The sequence below is a fragment of the Pseudomonas sp. Xaverov 259 genome (genome assembly GCF_019352915.1).
In the GTDB taxonomy this organism is placed as follows: Bacteria; Pseudomonadota; Gammaproteobacteria; order Pseudomonadales; family Pseudomonadaceae; genus Aquipseudomonas.
Window position 1 is genome coordinate 480,543 of sequence record NZ_JAAAFV010000057.1, and the last position, 15,858, is coordinate 496,400.

General features: G+C 59.7%; 15 protein-coding genes. 8 read left to right on the forward strand and 7 right to left on the reverse strand.

Annotated features, from left to right (window positions below; genetic code table 11):
• Positions 1 to 6: 6 nt before the first annotated feature.
• The 7 genes from K0H48_RS25020 (at position 7) to pqqE (ending at position 6,582) form a co-directional block, all read left to right on the forward strand.
• Positions 7 to 801 carry a carbon-nitrogen hydrolase family protein gene (locus K0H48_RS25020; RefSeq protein ID WP_219269552.1) on the forward strand — a complete coding sequence of 265 codons (795 nt, stop codon included), beginning with the start codon at positions 7 to 9 and terminating at the stop codon, positions 799 to 801.
• 48 nt (positions 802 to 849) lie between these two features.
• Complete coding sequence (pqqF, locus tag K0H48_RS25025) at positions 850 to 3,207, forward strand: pyrroloquinoline quinone biosynthesis protein PqqF (protein WP_219269554.1); 2,358 nt, start codon at positions 850 to 852, stop codon at positions 3,205 to 3,207.
• A gap of 158 nt (positions 3,208 to 3,365) precedes the next feature.
• A complete protein-coding gene (pqqA, locus tag K0H48_RS25030; protein ID WP_003194766.1) occupies positions 3,366 to 3,440 on the forward strand; it encodes a pyrroloquinoline quinone precursor peptide PqqA in 75 nt (24 codons plus the stop codon).
• A gap of 71 nt (positions 3,441 to 3,511) precedes the next feature.
• A complete protein-coding gene (pqqB, locus tag K0H48_RS25035; RefSeq protein WP_219269556.1) occupies positions 3,512 to 4,423 on the forward strand; it encodes a pyrroloquinoline quinone biosynthesis protein PqqB in 912 nt (303 codons plus the stop codon).
• 11 nt (positions 4,424 to 4,434) lie between these two features.
• Positions 4,435 to 5,187: a pyrroloquinoline-quinone synthase PqqC gene (gene pqqC / locus K0H48_RS25040; RefSeq protein ID WP_017138042.1), complete on the forward strand. Its 753-nt coding sequence runs from the start codon at positions 4,435 to 4,437 to the stop codon at positions 5,185 to 5,187.
• Positions 5,184 to 5,459 carry a pyrroloquinoline quinone biosynthesis peptide chaperone PqqD gene (pqqD, locus tag K0H48_RS25045; protein WP_219269558.1) on the forward strand — a complete coding sequence of 92 codons (276 nt, stop codon included), beginning with the start codon at positions 5,184 to 5,186 and terminating at the stop codon, positions 5,457 to 5,459. Before pqqC ends, pqqD begins: the two co-directional genes overlap by 4 nt.
• The gene (gene pqqE, locus K0H48_RS25050; RefSeq protein WP_219269560.1) at positions 5,431 to 6,582 is read left to right on the forward strand and encodes a pyrroloquinoline quinone biosynthesis protein PqqE; all 1,152 of its coding nucleotides are present in this window, start codon (positions 5,431 to 5,433) and stop codon (positions 6,580 to 6,582) included. The genes pqqD and pqqE overlap by 29 nt, the downstream gene beginning before the upstream one ends.
• Positions 6,583 to 6,587: 5 nt before the next feature.
• Here pqqE and K0H48_RS25055 read toward each other — a convergent pair whose 3' ends face one another.
• The 4 genes from K0H48_RS25055 to K0H48_RS25070 all read right to left on the reverse strand — a co-directional run bounded on the left by K0H48_RS25055 (position 6,588) and on the right by K0H48_RS25070 (position 9,007).
• A complete protein-coding gene (locus K0H48_RS25055; RefSeq protein ID WP_003194776.1) occupies positions 6,588 to 6,746 on the reverse strand; it encodes a YqaE/Pmp3 family membrane protein in 159 nt (52 codons plus the stop codon).
• Positions 6,747 to 6,840: 94 nt separating this feature from the next.
• A complete protein-coding gene (locus K0H48_RS25060) occupies positions 6,841 to 7,161 on the reverse strand; it encodes a DNA-binding transcriptional regulator (RefSeq protein WP_017138039.1) in 321 nt (106 codons plus the stop codon).
• Positions 7,145 to 7,510, reverse strand: a complete 366-nt coding sequence (locus tag K0H48_RS25065) for a type II toxin-antitoxin system RelE/ParE family toxin (protein ID WP_219337606.1) — start codon at positions 7,508 to 7,510, stop codon at positions 7,145 to 7,147. Before K0H48_RS25065 ends, K0H48_RS25060 begins: the two co-directional genes overlap by 17 nt.
• Before the next feature lie 234 nt (positions 7,511 to 7,744).
• Entirely contained in the window at positions 7,745 to 9,007 is a 1,263-nt protein-coding gene (locus K0H48_RS25070; RefSeq protein WP_219269562.1) for an aminotransferase class III-fold pyridoxal phosphate-dependent enzyme, read from the reverse strand.
• 209 nt (positions 9,008 to 9,216) lie between these two features.
• Between K0H48_RS25070 and K0H48_RS25075 the strand changes: the two genes are divergently transcribed.
• Positions 9,217 to 10,116 carry a LysR family transcriptional regulator gene (locus K0H48_RS25075; protein ID WP_138813587.1) on the forward strand — a complete coding sequence of 300 codons (900 nt, stop codon included), beginning with the start codon at positions 9,217 to 9,219 and terminating at the stop codon, positions 10,114 to 10,116.
• Positions 10,117 to 10,342: 226 nt separating this feature from the next.
• Here the strand turns inward: K0H48_RS25075 and K0H48_RS25080 are convergent, their stop codons facing one another.
• The 3 genes from K0H48_RS25080 to K0H48_RS25090 all read right to left on the reverse strand — a co-directional run bounded on the left by K0H48_RS25080 (position 10,343) and on the right by K0H48_RS25090 (position 15,757).
• On the reverse strand, positions 10,343 to 12,121 hold the full coding sequence (locus K0H48_RS25080; RefSeq protein WP_219269566.1) for an acyl-CoA dehydrogenase C-terminal domain-containing protein: 1,779 nt from the start codon (positions 12,119 to 12,121) through the stop codon (positions 10,343 to 10,345).
• A gap of 486 nt (positions 12,122 to 12,607) precedes the next feature.
• The gene (locus K0H48_RS25085; RefSeq protein WP_219269568.1) at positions 12,608 to 14,377 is read right to left on the reverse strand and encodes an acyl-CoA dehydrogenase C-terminal domain-containing protein; all 1,770 of its coding nucleotides are present in this window, start codon (positions 14,375 to 14,377) and stop codon (positions 12,608 to 12,610) included.
• A gap of 90 nt (positions 14,378 to 14,467) precedes the next feature.
• Complete coding sequence (locus K0H48_RS25090) at positions 14,468 to 15,757, reverse strand: diguanylate cyclase (RefSeq protein WP_219269573.1); 1,290 nt, start codon at positions 15,755 to 15,757, stop codon at positions 14,468 to 14,470.
• Between the last annotated feature and the right edge of the window lie 101 nt (positions 15,758 to 15,858).

Consider the following 15,858-nt stretch of genomic DNA (forward strand, 5'->3'; position numbering starts at 1 on the left):
TTGAGCATGCGTGTCGCCCTGTACCAATGCCCACCGCTGCCGCTGGATGTGGCCGGCAACCTCAAGCGCCTGCATCAATTGGCCCATGAGGCCACCGGTGCCGACGTGCTGGTGCTGCCGGAGATGTTCCTCAGCGGCTACAACATCGGTGCCGAAGCGGTGGGCGCACTCGCCGAAGCCCAGGATGGGCCATCGGCACAGGCGATTGCCGAGCTGGCCAAAAGCGCCGGTTTGGCAATCCTCTACGGTTACCCGGAGCGGGCTGAGGACGGGCAGATCTACAACGCCGTGCAATTGATCGATGCCCATGGCCAGCGCCTGTGCAACTACCGCAAGACTCATCTGTTTGGCGACCTGGACCACTCGATGTTCAGTGCCGGGGAAGATGACTTCCCGCTGGTGGAGCTTAACGGCTGGAAGCTCGGGTTTCTGATCTGTTACGACCTGGAGTTCCCGGAAAACACCCGCCGCCTGGCCCTGGCCGGCGCGGAGTTGATCCTGGTGCCGACAGCCAATATGGTGCCGTTCGACTTTGTTGCCGACGTGACCGTGCGGGCGCGGGCCTTTGAAAACCAATGCTATGTGGCCTACGCCAACTACTGCGGGCATGAAGGCGAAATTCAGTACTGCGGGCAGAGCAGTATTGCTGCGCCCAATGGCCAGCGAATCGCCCAGGCGGGATTGGATGAAGCGTTGATCGTCGGTACGCTGGATCGCCAGTCGATCCTGGATGCTCGCGCGGCGAATCACTATCTGCAAGACCGTCGCCCAGAGCTGTACGGCGCGCTGCACAAGCCCTGAACCAGCCGGTTTGTTAGCATAGGCACATTCTACGTTTCGGAAGTGCCCATGCCTGCGCCGGCCCACCCTCATTACCTTGACTTGACCCTGGCCAACGGCCTGCGGGTTTCCTTGCGCCATGCGCCACGCTTGAAGCGTTGCGCCGCGCTGCTGCGCGTGGCCGCCGGCAGCCATGACGTGCCAGTGGCGTGGCCGGGCTTGGCACATTTTCTTGAGCATTTGCTGTTTCTCGGCACCGCGCGTTTTCCCACAAGCGAAGGCTTGATGGCTTACGTGCAGCGCCAGGGCGGGCAGGTCAACGCCAGCACCCGCGAGCGCACCACGGACTTTTTCTTTGAATTGCCAGTGCCGACCTTTGCCGGGGGACTCGAGCGGCTGGCGAATATGCTCACCCATCCGCGCCTGGCGATTGAAGACCAAGTGCGTGAGCGCGAAGTGCTGCAGGCAGAGTTTGTGGCCTGGTCACAGGATGCCAAGGCGCAGCAGCAGGTTGCGCTGCTGGAAGGCTTGGCGGAGGACCATCCGCTGCGCGGTTTTCATGCCGGTAACCGGGATAGCCTGCCGGTGGAGCGTGAGGCCTTTCAGCAGGCACTGCGGGAATTTCACCGCGAGTTCTATCAAAGCGGGCAGATGACGTTGAGTCTTGCCGGCCCGCAGTCGCTGGAAGAACTGCAAGCGTTGGCCGAGCGTTTCAGCGACGAATTGGTCCCTGGCCCGCTGCGCCCACAAACCGCACCGCCAGCATTGATGCCAGGCCACGCGCGCAGCTATCAACACGGCGCCAATAATCACCTGCACCACGTCATCACCTGTGGCGCTTCTCGCCAAGCGCTGGAGTTTCTCTGCACCTGGCTCAACGCTGCGGCGCCGGGTGGTTTACTGGCTGAGCTGAAAGCGCGAAAACTGGCCAGTGCAATGCAGGCGTCCGTGCTTTATGCGTTCGCCGGGCAAGCCGTGCTGGATATCGACTTTACTCTCGCTACTCAAGACGATTCGGCTACGCAAATCGAAGCATTGCTGCACGACTGGCTGAGCTTTTTCGCACACTGCGATTGGGCATCTTTGCGCGAAGAGTTCGCCTTGCTGAACGCTCGCCAGCAACAGGTGCAAAGCGCACTGGCGGTGGCGCGAAATGAACGTGAAGACCTGTCGGAACAGGGCGCGGCCGAACTGAAAGAGCTACTTGATTCGCTGCGCCTTAAACCGTCCCAACACCCTTGGCAGTTGCCGCCAGGCAACCCGTTCCTGCGTTCACCTGCCAAAGAAGAACGCGCCGGGCTTATCCGTGGCCAGACCAGTGCCCACCGGGGTTTGCGCACCTTCGCCCAAGACCGCTCCCGTGGCCGCCGGGAGGTTTCGGCGCTGACATTCAGCCAGGCATTGGCGGATGACACCGATGAAGGCGCGCTGTATCTGCAATGGCAGTTTGATAACGCCGCGCCCGTGGGGTTGGAACATACGTTACAACCATTGCGCGAGAATGCCCGGCAGGCCGGCGTTGAGTTGTCTTTCGAAACGATCGGCAATGATTTCCTGGTGAAGATGGTCGGTCTTCACCAGCCCATGCCGGCTGTTCTGGACGTATTGGCGCAAAGCTTAAGCCTGCCACCAGAAGCCGCACCCGCCACGACACCGATGATCGCCATTCGAGCGTTGCTCAAGGCGCTGCCCACTTGCTGCACCGACACTCACTCCGGGCCAGCTTCATGGGCGACGGCTCGATGGCATGGGCTCGGCTTTGGATTACCGGCCGCTTGTGAAGCCGCGGTCAAAATCGCCGCAGTCCGGCTACCGGGTCAGCCGACAAGCATTGAACGCACGCCGCAGCCCCTCACCGGTCAGAAACTCTGGCACGAGGTGAAAACCGACGCCAACGAAGCCGCTTTGCTGCTGTTTTGCCCCACGCCCACGCCTTCCCTGGCCGATGAAGCCGCGTGGCGACTGCTTGGGCATCTACTCCAAGGGCCTTTTTACCAGCGTCTGCGGGTCGAACTACAAATCGGCTACGCAGTATTCAGCGGCATCCGACAGGTCAACGGGCAAACCGGGCTGCTATTTGGCGTGCAGTCCCCCAGCGTTTCACTGAGCGGGATCGTCGATCACCTGCAAAGCTTTCTGAAGCAGTTACCAATGTTAATCGACAGCAGCCCAGACCTGGGCAACCAGGCCCTGGCGCAGCAATTCAATGCCCGGGAACTGCCGCTCAGCCAGGCCGCCGAGCTGCTGTGGCAGGCGCAGTTGGCGGGCCACCCGTCGGGTTATCTGGAGCAGCTACAACAGTTGATACAAAACCGCACACGCGAGGATGTGCAGCGTGCCGCCCAGCAACTCAACGACGCTGCCGGCGGCTGGCGCTGCCTAGCCAACGGCCCGTCTATCAACGATTACTGGCAGCCGGCAGGCTGATCGTTGCCAACCCTGCAACAGGCTTTTTCCGTCAAGACAGCGCTAACTTGAAAAGAATTGCGTAATATTCATGCGCAATATCTGAACATCTCCGATAGGAGGTGGACTATATGTATTACTTGGTAGTGAACGTCCCATCCCTTGGTAGGAGTATGAATATGACCTGGTCCAAACCCGCTTACACTGATCTGCGTATCGGTTTCGAAGTCACCATGTACTTCGCCAGCCGTTGATTGGCTGAGTAATACAACGCCTCGGTTCGCCCGGGGCGTTTTTGTTTTGAGCTTTGCGTGATGGAGCAATCATGTTTGTCCAGATTCTAGGTTCCGCCGCCGGCGGTGGCTTCCCGCAGTGGAACTGCAACTGCGTGAACTGCGCAGGCTTTCGCGACGGCAGCCTGCGCGCCCAGGCGCGTACCCAGTCGTCCATCGCGATTTCTGACGATGGCGTGAACTGGGTGCTGTGCAATGCATCGCCGGATATCCGTGCGCAACTGCAAGGCTTCGCGCCCATGCAACCCGGTCGCGCGCTGCGCGACACCGGCATCAGCGCGATCATCCTGATGGACAGCCAGATCGACCACACCACCGGCCTGTTGAGCCTGCGCGAAGGCTGCCCGCATCAGGTGTGGTGCACCGACATGGTCCATGAAGACCTCAGCACCGGTTTTCCGCTGTTCACCATGTTGACCCACTGGAACGGCGGCCTGGCCTGGAACCGTATCGAGCTGGACGCCAGCTTCACGATCCCGGCCTGCCCGAACCTGCGCTTCACCCCGCTGCCCTTGCGCAGCGCCGCGCCGCCCTACTCGCCGCACCGCTTTGACCCGCACCCAGGCGATAACATCGGCCTGATCGTCGAAGACCTGCGCACCGGCGGCAAGCTGTTCTATGCGCCGGGCCTGGGCAAAGTCGACGCGCCGCTGCTGGAAATCATGGCCGCCAGCGACTGCTTGTTGGTGGACGGCACGATGTGGGACGACGATGAAATGCAGCGCCGTGGCGTCGGCACGCGCACCGGTCGCGAGATGGGTCACCTGGCGCAAAACGGCCCCGGCGGCATGCTCGAAGTACTCGAGCAGCTACCCAAGCAGCGCAAGGTGCTGATCCACATCAACAACACCAACCCGATCCTCGATGAAGACTCCCCAGAGCGCGCCGAGCTGGTGCGGCGCAATGTCGAAGTGGCTTACGACGGCATGAGCATTGAATTGTAGGAGCAGACGAAGTGACTGACACACCGTTGACCACCGCCGAGTTCGAAGCCGCCCTGCGAGCCAAGGGCGCCTTCTACCATATCCATCACCCGTACCACGTGGCGATGTACGAAGGCCGCGCCACCCGCGAGCAGATCCAGGGCTGGGTCGCCAACCGTTTCTACTATCAAGTGAACATCCCGCTGAAGGACGCCGCGATCCTGGCCAACTGCCCGGACCGTGAGATCCGCCGCGAGTGGATCCAGCGCCTGCTCGACCACGACGGCGCGCCCGGTGAAGACGGCGGTATCGAAGCCTGGCTGCGCCTAGGCCAGGCCGTCGGCCTCGATCCCGACCAGTTGCGCTCCCAGGAACTGGTGCTGCCCGGTGTGCGTTTTGCGGTGGATGCCTACGTCAACTTTGCCCGCCGCGCCAGCTGGCAAGAAGCTGCCAGCAGCTCGCTGACCGAACTGTTTGCGCCGCAGATCCACCAGTCGCGCCTCGACAGCTGGCCGCAGCACTACCCGTGGATCGACCCGGCCGGTTATGAGTATTTCCGTACTCGTTTGGGCCAGGCGCGTCGCGACGTAGAGCATGGTTTGGCGATTACGCTGCAGCACTACACCACTCGCGAAGGCCAGGAACGCATGCTGGAAATCCTGCAGTTCAAACTCGACATCCTGTGGAGCATGCTGGATGCCATGAGCATGGCTTATGAACTCAAACGCCCGCCGTATCACAGCGTGACCGAGCAGCGGGTCTGGCATAAAGGGATCACCCTATGAGCTTTGATCGCAGCAAAACACCCACCTGGCGCCAGGGCTATCGCTACCAGTACGAGCCGGCGCAAAAAGGCCACGTATTGCTCTACCCCGAAGGCATGATCAAGCTCAACGACAGCGCCGCATTGATTGGTGGCTTGATCGACGGCGAGCGCGACGTGGCCGCCATCATCGCCGAGCTGGATAAGCAATTTCCCGGCGTACCTGAGCTCGGTCAAGACATCGAGCAATTCATGGAGGTCGCCCGTGCTGAGCACTGGATCGAACTTGCCTGAAAAGCCCCCGGTTGGCCTGCCATTGTGGCTACTCGCCGAGCTGACTTACCGCTGCCCTTTGCAGTGCCCGTATTGCTCCAACCCGCTGGATTTTGCCGAGCAGGGTAAAGAGCTGAGCACTGAGCAGTGGATCAAGGTGTTTCGCGAAGCGCGGGAAATGGGCGCCGCGCAACTGGGGTTTTCCGGCGGTGAACCGTTGGTGCGCCAGGACCTTGCCGAATTGATTGCCGAGGCGCGCAAGCTGGGTTTTTACACCAACCTGATCACCTCGGGTATTGGACTCACCGAGCAGAAAATCAGCGACTTCAAGAAGGCGGGCCTGGACCATATCCAGATCAGCTTCCAGGCCAGCGATGAGCAGGTGAACAACCTGCTCGCCGGCTCGAAAAAAGCCTTCGCGCAAAAGCTGGAAATGGCCCGCGCAGTGAAGGCGCACGGCTACCCGATGGTGCTCAACTTCGTCACCCATCGGCACAATATCGACAAGATCGACCGCATTATTGAGTTGTGCATCGCACTGGAGGCGGACTTCGTCGAACTTGCCACCTGCCAGTTCTACGGCTGGGCGCAGCTCAATCGTGTGGGCTTGTTGCCGACACAGGAACAGCTGGTACGCGCCGAACGCATCACCAATGAATACCGCGCCAAGCTCGAAGCCGAAGGCCACCCGTGCAAGCTGATATTCGTGACACCGGATTACTACGAGGAACGCCCAAAAGCCTGCATGAACGGCTGGGGCAGTATTTTTTTTACGGTCACACCGGACGGCACCGCCCTGCCTTGCCACGGCGCCCGACAGATGCCAGTGCAATTTCCCAATGTGCGCGACCACAGCATGCAACACATCTGGTACGACTCGTTTGGCTTCAACCGCTTTCGCGGCTACGACTGGATGCCCGAGCCGTGCCGGTCATGCGATGAAAAAGAAAAGGACTTCGGCGGCTGCCGTTGCCAGGCGTTCATGCTCACAGGCGATGCGAGCAATGCCGACCCGGTGTGCAGCAAGTCCGAGCAGCACGGCATCATCCTCAAGGCGCGGGAAGAAGCCGAGCATGCCACCCAGACCATCGAGCAGTTAGCCTTTCGCAACGAACGTAACTCACGGCTCATTGCAAAAGGCTGACGGCCTCAGCGCTTGGCGATGATGTACACCGCGTGGATGATGCCGGGGAAGTAACCGCACAGGGTCAGCAGGATGTTCAGCCAGAATGCGCCGCCGAAACCCACTTGCAGGAACACACCCAGTGGCGGCAGCAAGATAGCGATGATGATACGAATGATGTCCATGGGTCAGCTCCAAAAAATCGGCTCGTGTGAGCCGTGTAGCTAATCGACCTTGGGCGTTCGTGAGGGTTCAGTGGGATCTGGCGTTGGGCCATCTTCAGGCCAGAATCTCCAGGCCGTGCTTCTGTACGATGCTCAGTAACTTGAGTGCCATGCCACTGGGTTGTTTTTCGCCGGACTCCCACTTTTTCACGGTGGAGGCGCTGGTGTTGAGGTAGCGGGCGAAAACGGGCTGGCTGACATGGCTGCTTTCACGCAGCTGCTTGATCTGCTCGGCCGGAATTTGTTCAGGAACGGCCGATAAGCATGCTTCGTCATATTCTCGGAGGGTGGTTTTGCTGATTGCTCCAATTGAATGAAGTGCTACGGCAGATTTATGAATCGACTCCAGCGCTTCACTTTCATATTTTTTGATCATGATGAACCTCCACAAACTCCCTTAAATCCAGTAATTGCTGGACTTGTGTGTCTTTTAAGCCTTCATAATTTTTTGCCATCGCCCGAAACCAAATCAAATCTTTTTGACTGATATTGCTTTGATTCTGCTTGGCAAATAGCAGCTGATAAACCCAGTAGTGCCTGCCCTTGGCCAGGACAATTGAACGATGACGGTTTTGATTGAGGCGCTTCTTCCAGACCCCGCCTCCCAGGTTATCGGCTTGGCCCTTCAACATCTCGCTGAATGCTTCGCTTAACTCCGAATCACAGATCCAGGCCTTGGCGGCTGCATCAGCAAAGTCCCGTGTCTTGAACAACCTAAGCTTCATGGATATCCCTTCCCACAAACATACCACCCAGTGGTACAGATTAGTAATGGAGCAAGTAAAATTCTTTGTGCCCCAGCGGCAGTCCTTGCTGATGCCCGCTAAAAAGCCATGGTTTTCACGGATGCTCAATGAACGTTTTCAATCCAAAAATTTCACGGACAAAAAAACGCCCCCAGCCAAAAGAATCAGGCTGGAGGCGCCGCGTATGCCGCGAGACGGTTCAGAAATATGAGGTTAAACGGCGATGCCCTTGCGGCATTGCAGTTGAGCTGTGCGCACGCGGGAGAAGGCGCGCGCCAGGCGCAGGAGCATTTCGTCGATGTGGCTTTTGCTGATGTTCAGGGCTGGAGTAAAACGCAAGCAGTCAGGTTGTGCGGCCGCGAGGATCAAGCCTTCGTGCAGCGCAGCCTTTACCACCGCCTCTGCGCAATCGTCCGACAGCGTCAGGCCCCACATCAGCCCGTTGCCGCGTAATTGCCCGTGTTCATAACGGTAGGCCAAACGGGCAAGCCCTTCTCCCAGGTACAAGCCGGCTTCGCGTACCTGTTCGAGAAAGCCACTTTCCAGCACCGCGTCGAGCACCGCGACTCCCGCCGACGCCATCAGTGCATTGCCGTGATGCGTACCTTCCAGCTCGCCCACTTCAAAACAGCAAGCCTTGCCCCGCGCCAGCAGCGCGGCCAGCGGCACACCGCCGCCCAGGCCCTTGCCGAGCGTGATGATGTCGGCGCGCACGCCGTACTGTTCTTCAGCGAGCAATGTGCCGCAGCGGCCAATGCCGGTTTGCACTTCGTCAAAAATCAGCAGAATACCCAGCTCGCGGCACAGGCGTTCAACGCCTTTGAGGTAATGCTCAGTCGCAGGAATCACCCCGGCTGCGCCTTGGATCGGCTCCAGCATGATCGCGACTGTTTGCGCATCGACGGCGGCGTGCAGGGCCGGCAGGTCGTTGAAAGGCACGTGGCTGAAGCCTGGCAATTGCGGCTCAAAACGATTGTTATCAAAACGCGCCGACGCGGCCATGGTGGCGAAACTACGACCATGGCAACCGCCGCTGGCCGTGATGATGTGATGAGCACCGCCGCGATGCAGTTGGCCCCACTTGCGCGCCAGCTTGATCGCTGCCTCACAGGCTTCAGACCCGCTGTTGAGCAAGTAAGCCTGGTCACTGCCGGTGCGATGGCACAGACGGTCGACCAAATTGAGTTGCGCCCGGTTGTACAGGCCAACGCCGGGGTTGATCAACGTTTGCATCTGCTCAGCCAGAGCCGTGAGCACGACCTGCGAGCTGTGGCCGAAGCTATTGGCGCCGCCGCCCTGGTTGAAGTCCAGATAGGCACGATCATCGCTGTCCGAAAGCCACGAGTCTTGGCCCCGCACGAAGACTTGGGCCGGGCGCGCCACAGTGGGCATCAGGCATTCGCTGGAGAGATCATCACGCGGTATATCGAGAACCAGATCGTCCAGGCTCGGCGCAGGTCGACGGAACAAATTCACAATTTACCTCCGATAGCAACCTGACCTTGGTCGACAGGCCCAGCAGACCTTGACTGGAAGTGTTTTGCCTTGCCTATGTAAACGCCATCAACATAAACGCTGTTCATTGTCCGATCCGGCCCTGTAAGCCCTGCGAATAGGCGCTAGACTAGGCGTCCGAGGGGCCATCGGCCATTTCGATTTTCCAGCTTTTTCGATAAGTAAGTCTTATGGATTTCAAGCAACTGCGTTATTTCGTCGCGGTGTATGAGGAAGGCCACGTGGGCCGTGCCGCCGAGCGCCTGTCGATCTCACAACCGGCCTTGTCGCAACAGATCCGCCAGCTGGAACAGAACCTGGATGTCAGCCTGTTCGAGCGCAGCAGCAAGCGCCTGCTGCCCACGCTGGCGGCACACACCTTGTACAACCACGCCTTGCCGCTGATCGATGGCATGCAGCAAGCCGTCGAGGCGTTGCGCAACTTCAAGGGCCAAGCAATGCGCACCCTGGCCATTGGCGTGCTGCAAACCGTGCACACCAGCCTGGTCCCGCAGATGCTCGAGCGTGTGCGCAAAGCCCAACCGCATCTGGTGGTGCAGATCTATGAATTGACTGGGCTTGAGATCGAACGGCGTTTGCTCAACGGCTCGTTGGACATCGGCATCAGCTACTTGCCACCCCGTCAGCCGGGATTAACGGGCGTGCTGCTGTACGAAGATGAACTGAAGGTCGTCATCCCCGAAGACCATCCACTGCGGGAATTCAAGAAAGTCTCGCTGAAACAGGCAGCCGAGTTGCCGATGCTGCTGTTGGGGGAGGAGTTTCAGGTGCGCCAGATCTGGCAAGGCCAGTTATCCAACCTGGGGCGACGGCCCCAGGTGCAGGCGGAGTTGAATACAATGGCCGGGATTCTCGACAGCTTGCCCCATACCCAGCTCGCCACGGTATTGCCGGGGCGTTCCCAGGATGAGCACAACAGCAAGGCGCTGCTGTGGAAGCCCTTGAGTGAACCCAGAGTGCCGCTGAAAGTGGGGTTGGTGTGCCGCGATGTGCAGCGCCAGCAAGCGACGGTGGCGCTGTTGCGCACCTTGCTGGAAGACGTGATGAATGCCCCGTCGGCAAGCGCCTGACTTTTTCGCGGGCAAAAGAAAACCCCGCCGAAGCGGGGCTTTGCAGACTGTTTCCCTGACATCCATTTCACTCCGCCATCCTGGCAGAATCCTACGTGTCCCTGTTGTTGCTTTGCGCTTCCTGCGCGACGTCCATGTGAAGTAGATTATCCGTGGATCCAATTTGGCGATAGAGGACGAATAGCAGCACGTCATGTAAGAGAATGCTTACACGCCCTCCAAGCCCTTAGAACAGGGCTTCATCCAGCAAAAACAATGATTCGCTACCGGCTTTTACCGACGCACTCAGCGAATGAATACGTGGCAGCAAGCGAGCAAAGTAGAAACGCGCAGTGCCCAGCTTGCTAGCGTAGAAGTCTTCTTCAGTCTCTTTGCCCAGCGCGGCCTTGGCCATGCGCGCCCACATATAGGCATAGGCCATGTAGCCAAAGGCGTGCAGGTACTCAACCGAAGCCGCGCCGATTTCATTCGGGTTGGTCTTGGCGCGGTCCAGTACCCAGGCGGTCAACTCATCCAGATTATCCACGGCAGCGCTGAGCGGTCGGGTGAACTCGCTCAACTCGGCGCCTGAAGCCGCGATGAACTGGCGGATCTCGTCGGCAAACAGGGTGTAGAACGCCCCGCCGCTGCCAACGATCTTGCGCCCCATCAAGTCCAGGGCCTGAATGCCGTTGGTGCCTTCGTAGATCTGGGTGATGCGCACATCACGCACCAACTGCTCCTGGCCCCACTCGCGGATATAACCGTGGCCGCCAAAGATCTGCTGGCCAAGCACGGTGGTTTCCAGGCCAAGGTCGCTGAGGAAGGCCTTGGCAACAGGTGTCAGCAGCGCCACCAGGTTGTCCGCACGTTCGCGAGCGGCGGCATCTTCACTGAACTTGGCGATGTCCAATTGCGTGGCCACGTAGGTGGAGAACGCGCGACCGCCTTCGTTCGACGCTTTCATGGTCAGCAACATGCGGCGCACATCCGGGTGCACGATGATCGGGTCGGCCACTTTGTCCTTGGCTTGGGCGCCGGTCGGCGAACGGCTTTGCAGGCGGTCGCGCGCATATTCAATCGCGTTCTGGTAGGAGCGCTCACCCGACGCCAGGCCCTGAATACCCACGCCCAAACGCTCGTAGTTCATCATGGTGAACATCGCCGCCAAGCCACGGTTCGGCTCACCTACCAGGTAACCCACGGCAGCATCGAAGTTCATCACGCAGGTCGCGGATGCCTGAATGCCCATCTTGTGTTCGATCGAGCCACAGCTCACCGGGTTGCGCGCGCCCAGGCTGCCGTCGGCATTGACCATGAACTTCGGCACCAGGAACAGCGAGATACCCTTGGGCCCGGCCGGTGCATCCGGCAGTTTGGCCAGCACCAGGTGGATGATGTTGTCGGTGAGGTCGTGCTCGCCGCCGGTGATAAAGATCTTGGTGCCACTGATGGTGTAGGACCCGTCCGCCTGAGGCTCGGCCTTGGTGCGGATCATTCCCAGGTCAGTCCCGGCGTGCGCTTCGGTCAGGCACATGGAACCGGCCCATTCACCTGAATACATTTTCGGCAGGTAGGTGGCCTTGAGATCTTCGCTGGCGTGGGTGTTGATCGACACGCAAGCGCCGGAGGTCAGCATCGGGTACAGGCCAAACGCCAGGCTCGACGAGTTGATCATCTCTTCAACCTGGGCCGAGACCGCCTTGGGCATGCCCATGCCGCCGAAGATCGGGTCGCCGCCTACGCCCACCCAGCCACCTTCGGCGTAGGTCTTATAAGCCTGTGGGAAACCATCCGGCGTGCTGACAGCAGTGTCCGCCCAACGGCAACCTTGCTCGTCGCCATTACGGCTGAGCGGCGCGATGGATTTGGCCGTGACCTTGCCGGCTTCCTCAAGGATCGCCTCTACGGTTTCGGCATCTACGGTGTCTGCCAATGCCGGCAATTGGGCCCAAGTGTTGGCGACCTCAAAAACTTCGTTGAGGACGAAGCGCATATCACGCAGCGGCGCTTTGTAATCAGCCATGGCAAACCTCGTGAGAACATGAAAAGTGATTCGATAGGATCGGTTTTACAGGCTCCGAGTGTAACCGAACAACATTTGAGACACATAGGGTCTGTTCATGACCATTAGGTATTTATTAGTCACAGCCCTGTATCAATGTGGGCTTGTGTGGGAGCTGGCTTGCCTGCGATGGCATCAACTTTATGTACCTGATACACCGAGGTGCCCGCATCGCAGCATAGGTATCTACACAGCCGGTTAGGCTGTTGTGGCGAGCAGGCTTGCCCTGCGTTGGGCTGCGAAGCGGCCCCAGTACAGGCCACCGCAATTTCCCTGAAAGAACTCAGCGTCTGGTTTTGGGGCTGCTTCGCAGCCCAACGCAGGGCAAGACTGCTCGCCACAACGGCTCACCTGCCACAGATTTCGTGTCAACCGGCTGTGTAGATACCTATGCCCATCGCAGGCAAGCCAGCTCCCACATGTTGACCAGCGGTTAATCAGTCACCTTTACAGCGCAAAAAATTGCGCAGGCAAGCTCATCAGGCACTCACTGCCCGCCTCTACAGCGGCGCGATGCGTTGCAGTACGCGGCAACAGGCGCTTGAAGTAGAAATCGCAAGTGGCCAATTTGGCCTGGGCGAACTCGGCGTCGCCCTGTGACTGCGCCGCAATCGCCATGCGCAACCACAGGTACGCCAAAATGATGTAACCGCTGTACATCAAGTAATCCACCGCTGCTGCGCCCACTTCATCCGGGTTTTTCATGGCGGCCATGCCGACCTTCATCGTCAGCTCGCCCCATTGCTGGTTCAGTTGGTTGAGCTGCTCCACCTGTGCCTTGAACTGCGGATGCTCGGCATTTGCCGCGCAGAACTTATGCACAAGCTTGGTAAACCCGCGCAGCAACTTGCCCTGGCTGCCCAGCACCTTACGGCCCAGCAAGTCGAGCGCCTGGATGCCATTGGTGCCTTCATAGATCGGCGCAATCCGCGCATCACGTGCCAGTTGCTCCATGCCCCATTCGCGAATGTAGCCGTGGCCGCCAAACACCTGCATACCGTGGTTGGTCACCTCCAGCCCGGTTTCGGTCATGAAGGCTTTGCAGATAGGCGTGAGGAACGCCAACAGGTCTTCGGCCTCCTGGCGTTGGGCGGCGTCGCTGCTCAAGTGCGCGGTGTCGAGCAACTGCGCGGTGAAGTAGGTCAGCGCCCGATTGCCTTCGTTGAAGGCCTTCATGGTCAGCAACATGCGGCGCACATCCGGGTGCACGATGATCGGGTCGGCGGCTTTATCCGGGGCCTTGGCGCCGGTCAGCGAGCGCATTTGCAGGCGGTCGTAGGCGTATTTGATTGCGCCCTGGAAGCTCGCCTCGCCATTGCACAAACCCTGCATGCCAGTGCCCAGGCGCGCATGGTTCATCATGGTGAACATGCAGTTAAGGCCTTTGTTCGCCTCGCCAATCAAAAAGCCCTTGGCGCCGTCGAAGTTCAGCACGCAGGTGGCCGAGGCCTTGATGCCCATCTTGTGCTCGATGGAGCCGCAGTGCACCGCGTTGCGCGCGCCCGAATCGGCGTGGAACTTGGGCACGATAAACAACGAGATACCTTTGGTGCCCGCCGGAGCGTCCGGCAGTTTGGCCAGCACCAAGTGAATGATGTTGGCGCTCATGTCGTGTTCGCCGGCCGAGATGAAGATCTTGCTGCCGGTGACCGCGTAGCTGCCATCTGCCTGGGGCACGGCGCGCGTCTTGATCAGGCCCAGGTCGGTGCCGCAATGGGCTTCGGTCAGGCACATGGTGCCGGTCCATTCGCCGGCGGTGAGTTTGCTCAGGAACGTGGCTTTCTGCTCCTCGGTGCCGTGGGCGTGGATCGCCGACATGGCGCCGTGGGTGAGGCCCGGGTACATGCCCCAGGAGGTGTTGCTGGAGCCGATCATCTCGCTGAGCACCAGGCCCAGGGACAGCGGCAAGCCCTGGCCACCATAGGCTGGGTCCGCCGCCACGCCATGCCAGCCGCCTTCCACGTACTGGGCGAAGGCTTGCTTGAAGCCCTTGGGCGTGGTGACCACGCCGTTGTCGAAGTGGCAACCTTCTTCATCGCCACTGCGATTAAGCGGCGACAGCACGTTTTCGCAGAATTTGGCGCCTTCTTCGAGGATCGCGCTGACCATATCCGGGCTCGCGTCGGTAGCGCCCAGCGCGGCGTAATGGCCGTGAAAATCAAATACGTTGTCGATCAGAAAGCGCATGTCGCGCAGGGGAGCTTTGTACTCAGGCATGGCAATTTCTCCGGCAGCAGATACCTTCAACCTACTGCCGGCCACCGCACGGAACAATCACTGTAGAACCGCTGAATACACCGCCATCACTCAACCGGCAGCGCTCTCCATGCGCACCGCACCACGCCGGTTCTGGCCAGACGCGACCACGCAGTTACGCCCGGCGCCCTTGGCGGCGTAGAGCGCCTGGTCGGCCGACTTGAGCACTTCTTCGGGTGTGCGTTGCTCGGCCTGGCGTTCGGCCACGCCAATGCTGACCGTCACCGACACACTCGAGGCGCCACTGCCTGCCCGGCGTTGGCGGCCCTGCTGGTCGTCGTGGGGGCGGTCCGGGTTGCGCAGCTTGATGTCGTAGTTGGCGATGATCTCGCGAATCTCTTCCAGGTGCGGCATGCACTCGTCCAACGTCTTGCCGGCGAACACCACGGCAAACTCTTCCCCGCCATAGCGATAGGCACGCCCGCCGCCATTGACCTTCGACAGCTTGCTGGCCACCAGCCGCAATACTTGGTCACCGACATCATGGCCGTGGGTGTCGTTGAAGCGCTTGAAGTGATCAACGTCACTCATCGCCAACACATAATTGCGCCCCAGCCGTTGCATGCGCTCATTGAGCGCGCGCCGCCCCGGCAGGCCAGTGAGTTCATCGCGAAAGGCCATCTGATAAGCCTCGTGCGCCACGCCGGCGGCAATCATCAGCATCACCTGGCTGCACATGATGTTCAGGGTGAATGGCAGGATGAAGGTTTGCGGCAACATCCAGAACAGCCCCAGCAAACCCACCAGTTGCGCGGCGTGCAAGGGCCGCGGCTGATACCAGTACTGCGCCGCCAGGGTGACAAAGCCAATCAGGAACATCGGGTATGACAACTGGATCAGGCTCATCCAGCTGCCATGCAGCGCCGGCCAGCGAATCTCCGCCAGCCAGCTCAGCAAGGCTTGGGGAAAGCTCTGCTCAAGCGCCAGCGCCACGCTGCCGAATGCAAAGAGCACGGCGCAGCGCGCCACGAAGTCGCGGAACAGGTGGGTTTTCTCCTGCCACAGCGCGTAGATGCTGAACAGCAACGGCAACAGCAAGCAACACAGGTGGAACACCACGGCGGCGTCTTCGCGCACGCTGCCGTTGTCGCGGTAGTAGTCGGTCTGGGTGTCGAGCAGGAAATAAACGACGTACACCGTGATCATCAAAAACAGCTCACGCTGACGCCGATACACCGCGCAGTACGCACCGCCGAGCAACAACACCAAGGTCGGCAGCACATTGAACAATGAGGTGAAGAACACGTTGAGATCTTTGACATACGCAGCCGAGAGCCCGGCCAGTAACAGCAGCAACGAAGGAAGAAAATGACTGAAACGTACAGCGGACACGCGTGACAAGGGTAAAGCTCCGACCCACTCAGAAAGATGGCACAGTGCCTTCACTGAGCACAGTTAAGCACATTCAATGTGACCTGTATCACATTGCCATCACTGTAACG

Bases quoted from the DNA above. Each gene is read 5' to 3' on its own strand.
- K0H48_RS25075 (WP_138813587.1), top strand. From the start codon at position 9,217: ATGGATTTCAAGCAACTGCGTTATTTCGTCGCGGTGTATGAGGAAGGC.
- pqqF (WP_219269554.1), top strand. From the start codon at position 850: ATGCCTGCGCCGGCCCACCCTCATTACCTTGACTTGACCCTGGCCAAC.
- K0H48_RS25065 (WP_219337606.1), bottom strand. From the start codon at position 7,510: ATGAAGCTTAGGTTGTTCAAGACACGGGACTTTGCTGATGCAGCCGCC.
- pqqB (WP_219269556.1), top strand. From the start codon at position 3,512: ATGTTTGTCCAGATTCTAGGTTCCGCCGCCGGCGGTGGCTTCCCGCAG.
- K0H48_RS25020 (WP_219269552.1), top strand. From the start codon at position 7: ATGCGTGTCGCCCTGTACCAATGCCCACCGCTGCCGCTGGATGTGGCC.
- K0H48_RS25085 (WP_219269568.1), bottom strand. From the start codon at position 14,377: ATGCCTGAGTACAAAGCTCCCCTGCGCGACATGCGCTTTCTGATCGAC.
- K0H48_RS25080 (WP_219269566.1), bottom strand. From the start codon at position 12,121: ATGGCTGATTACAAAGCGCCGCTGCGTGATATGCGCTTCGTCCTCAAC.
- K0H48_RS25055 (WP_003194776.1), bottom strand. From the start codon at position 6,746: ATGGACATCATTCGTATCATCATCGCTATCTTGCTGCCGCCACTGGGT.
- pqqD (WP_219269558.1), top strand. From the start codon at position 5,184: ATGAGCTTTGATCGCAGCAAAACACCCACCTGGCGCCAGGGCTATCGC.
- K0H48_RS25060 (WP_017138039.1), bottom strand. From the start codon at position 7,161: ATGATCAAAAAATATGAAAGTGAAGCGCTGGAGTCGATTCATAAATCT.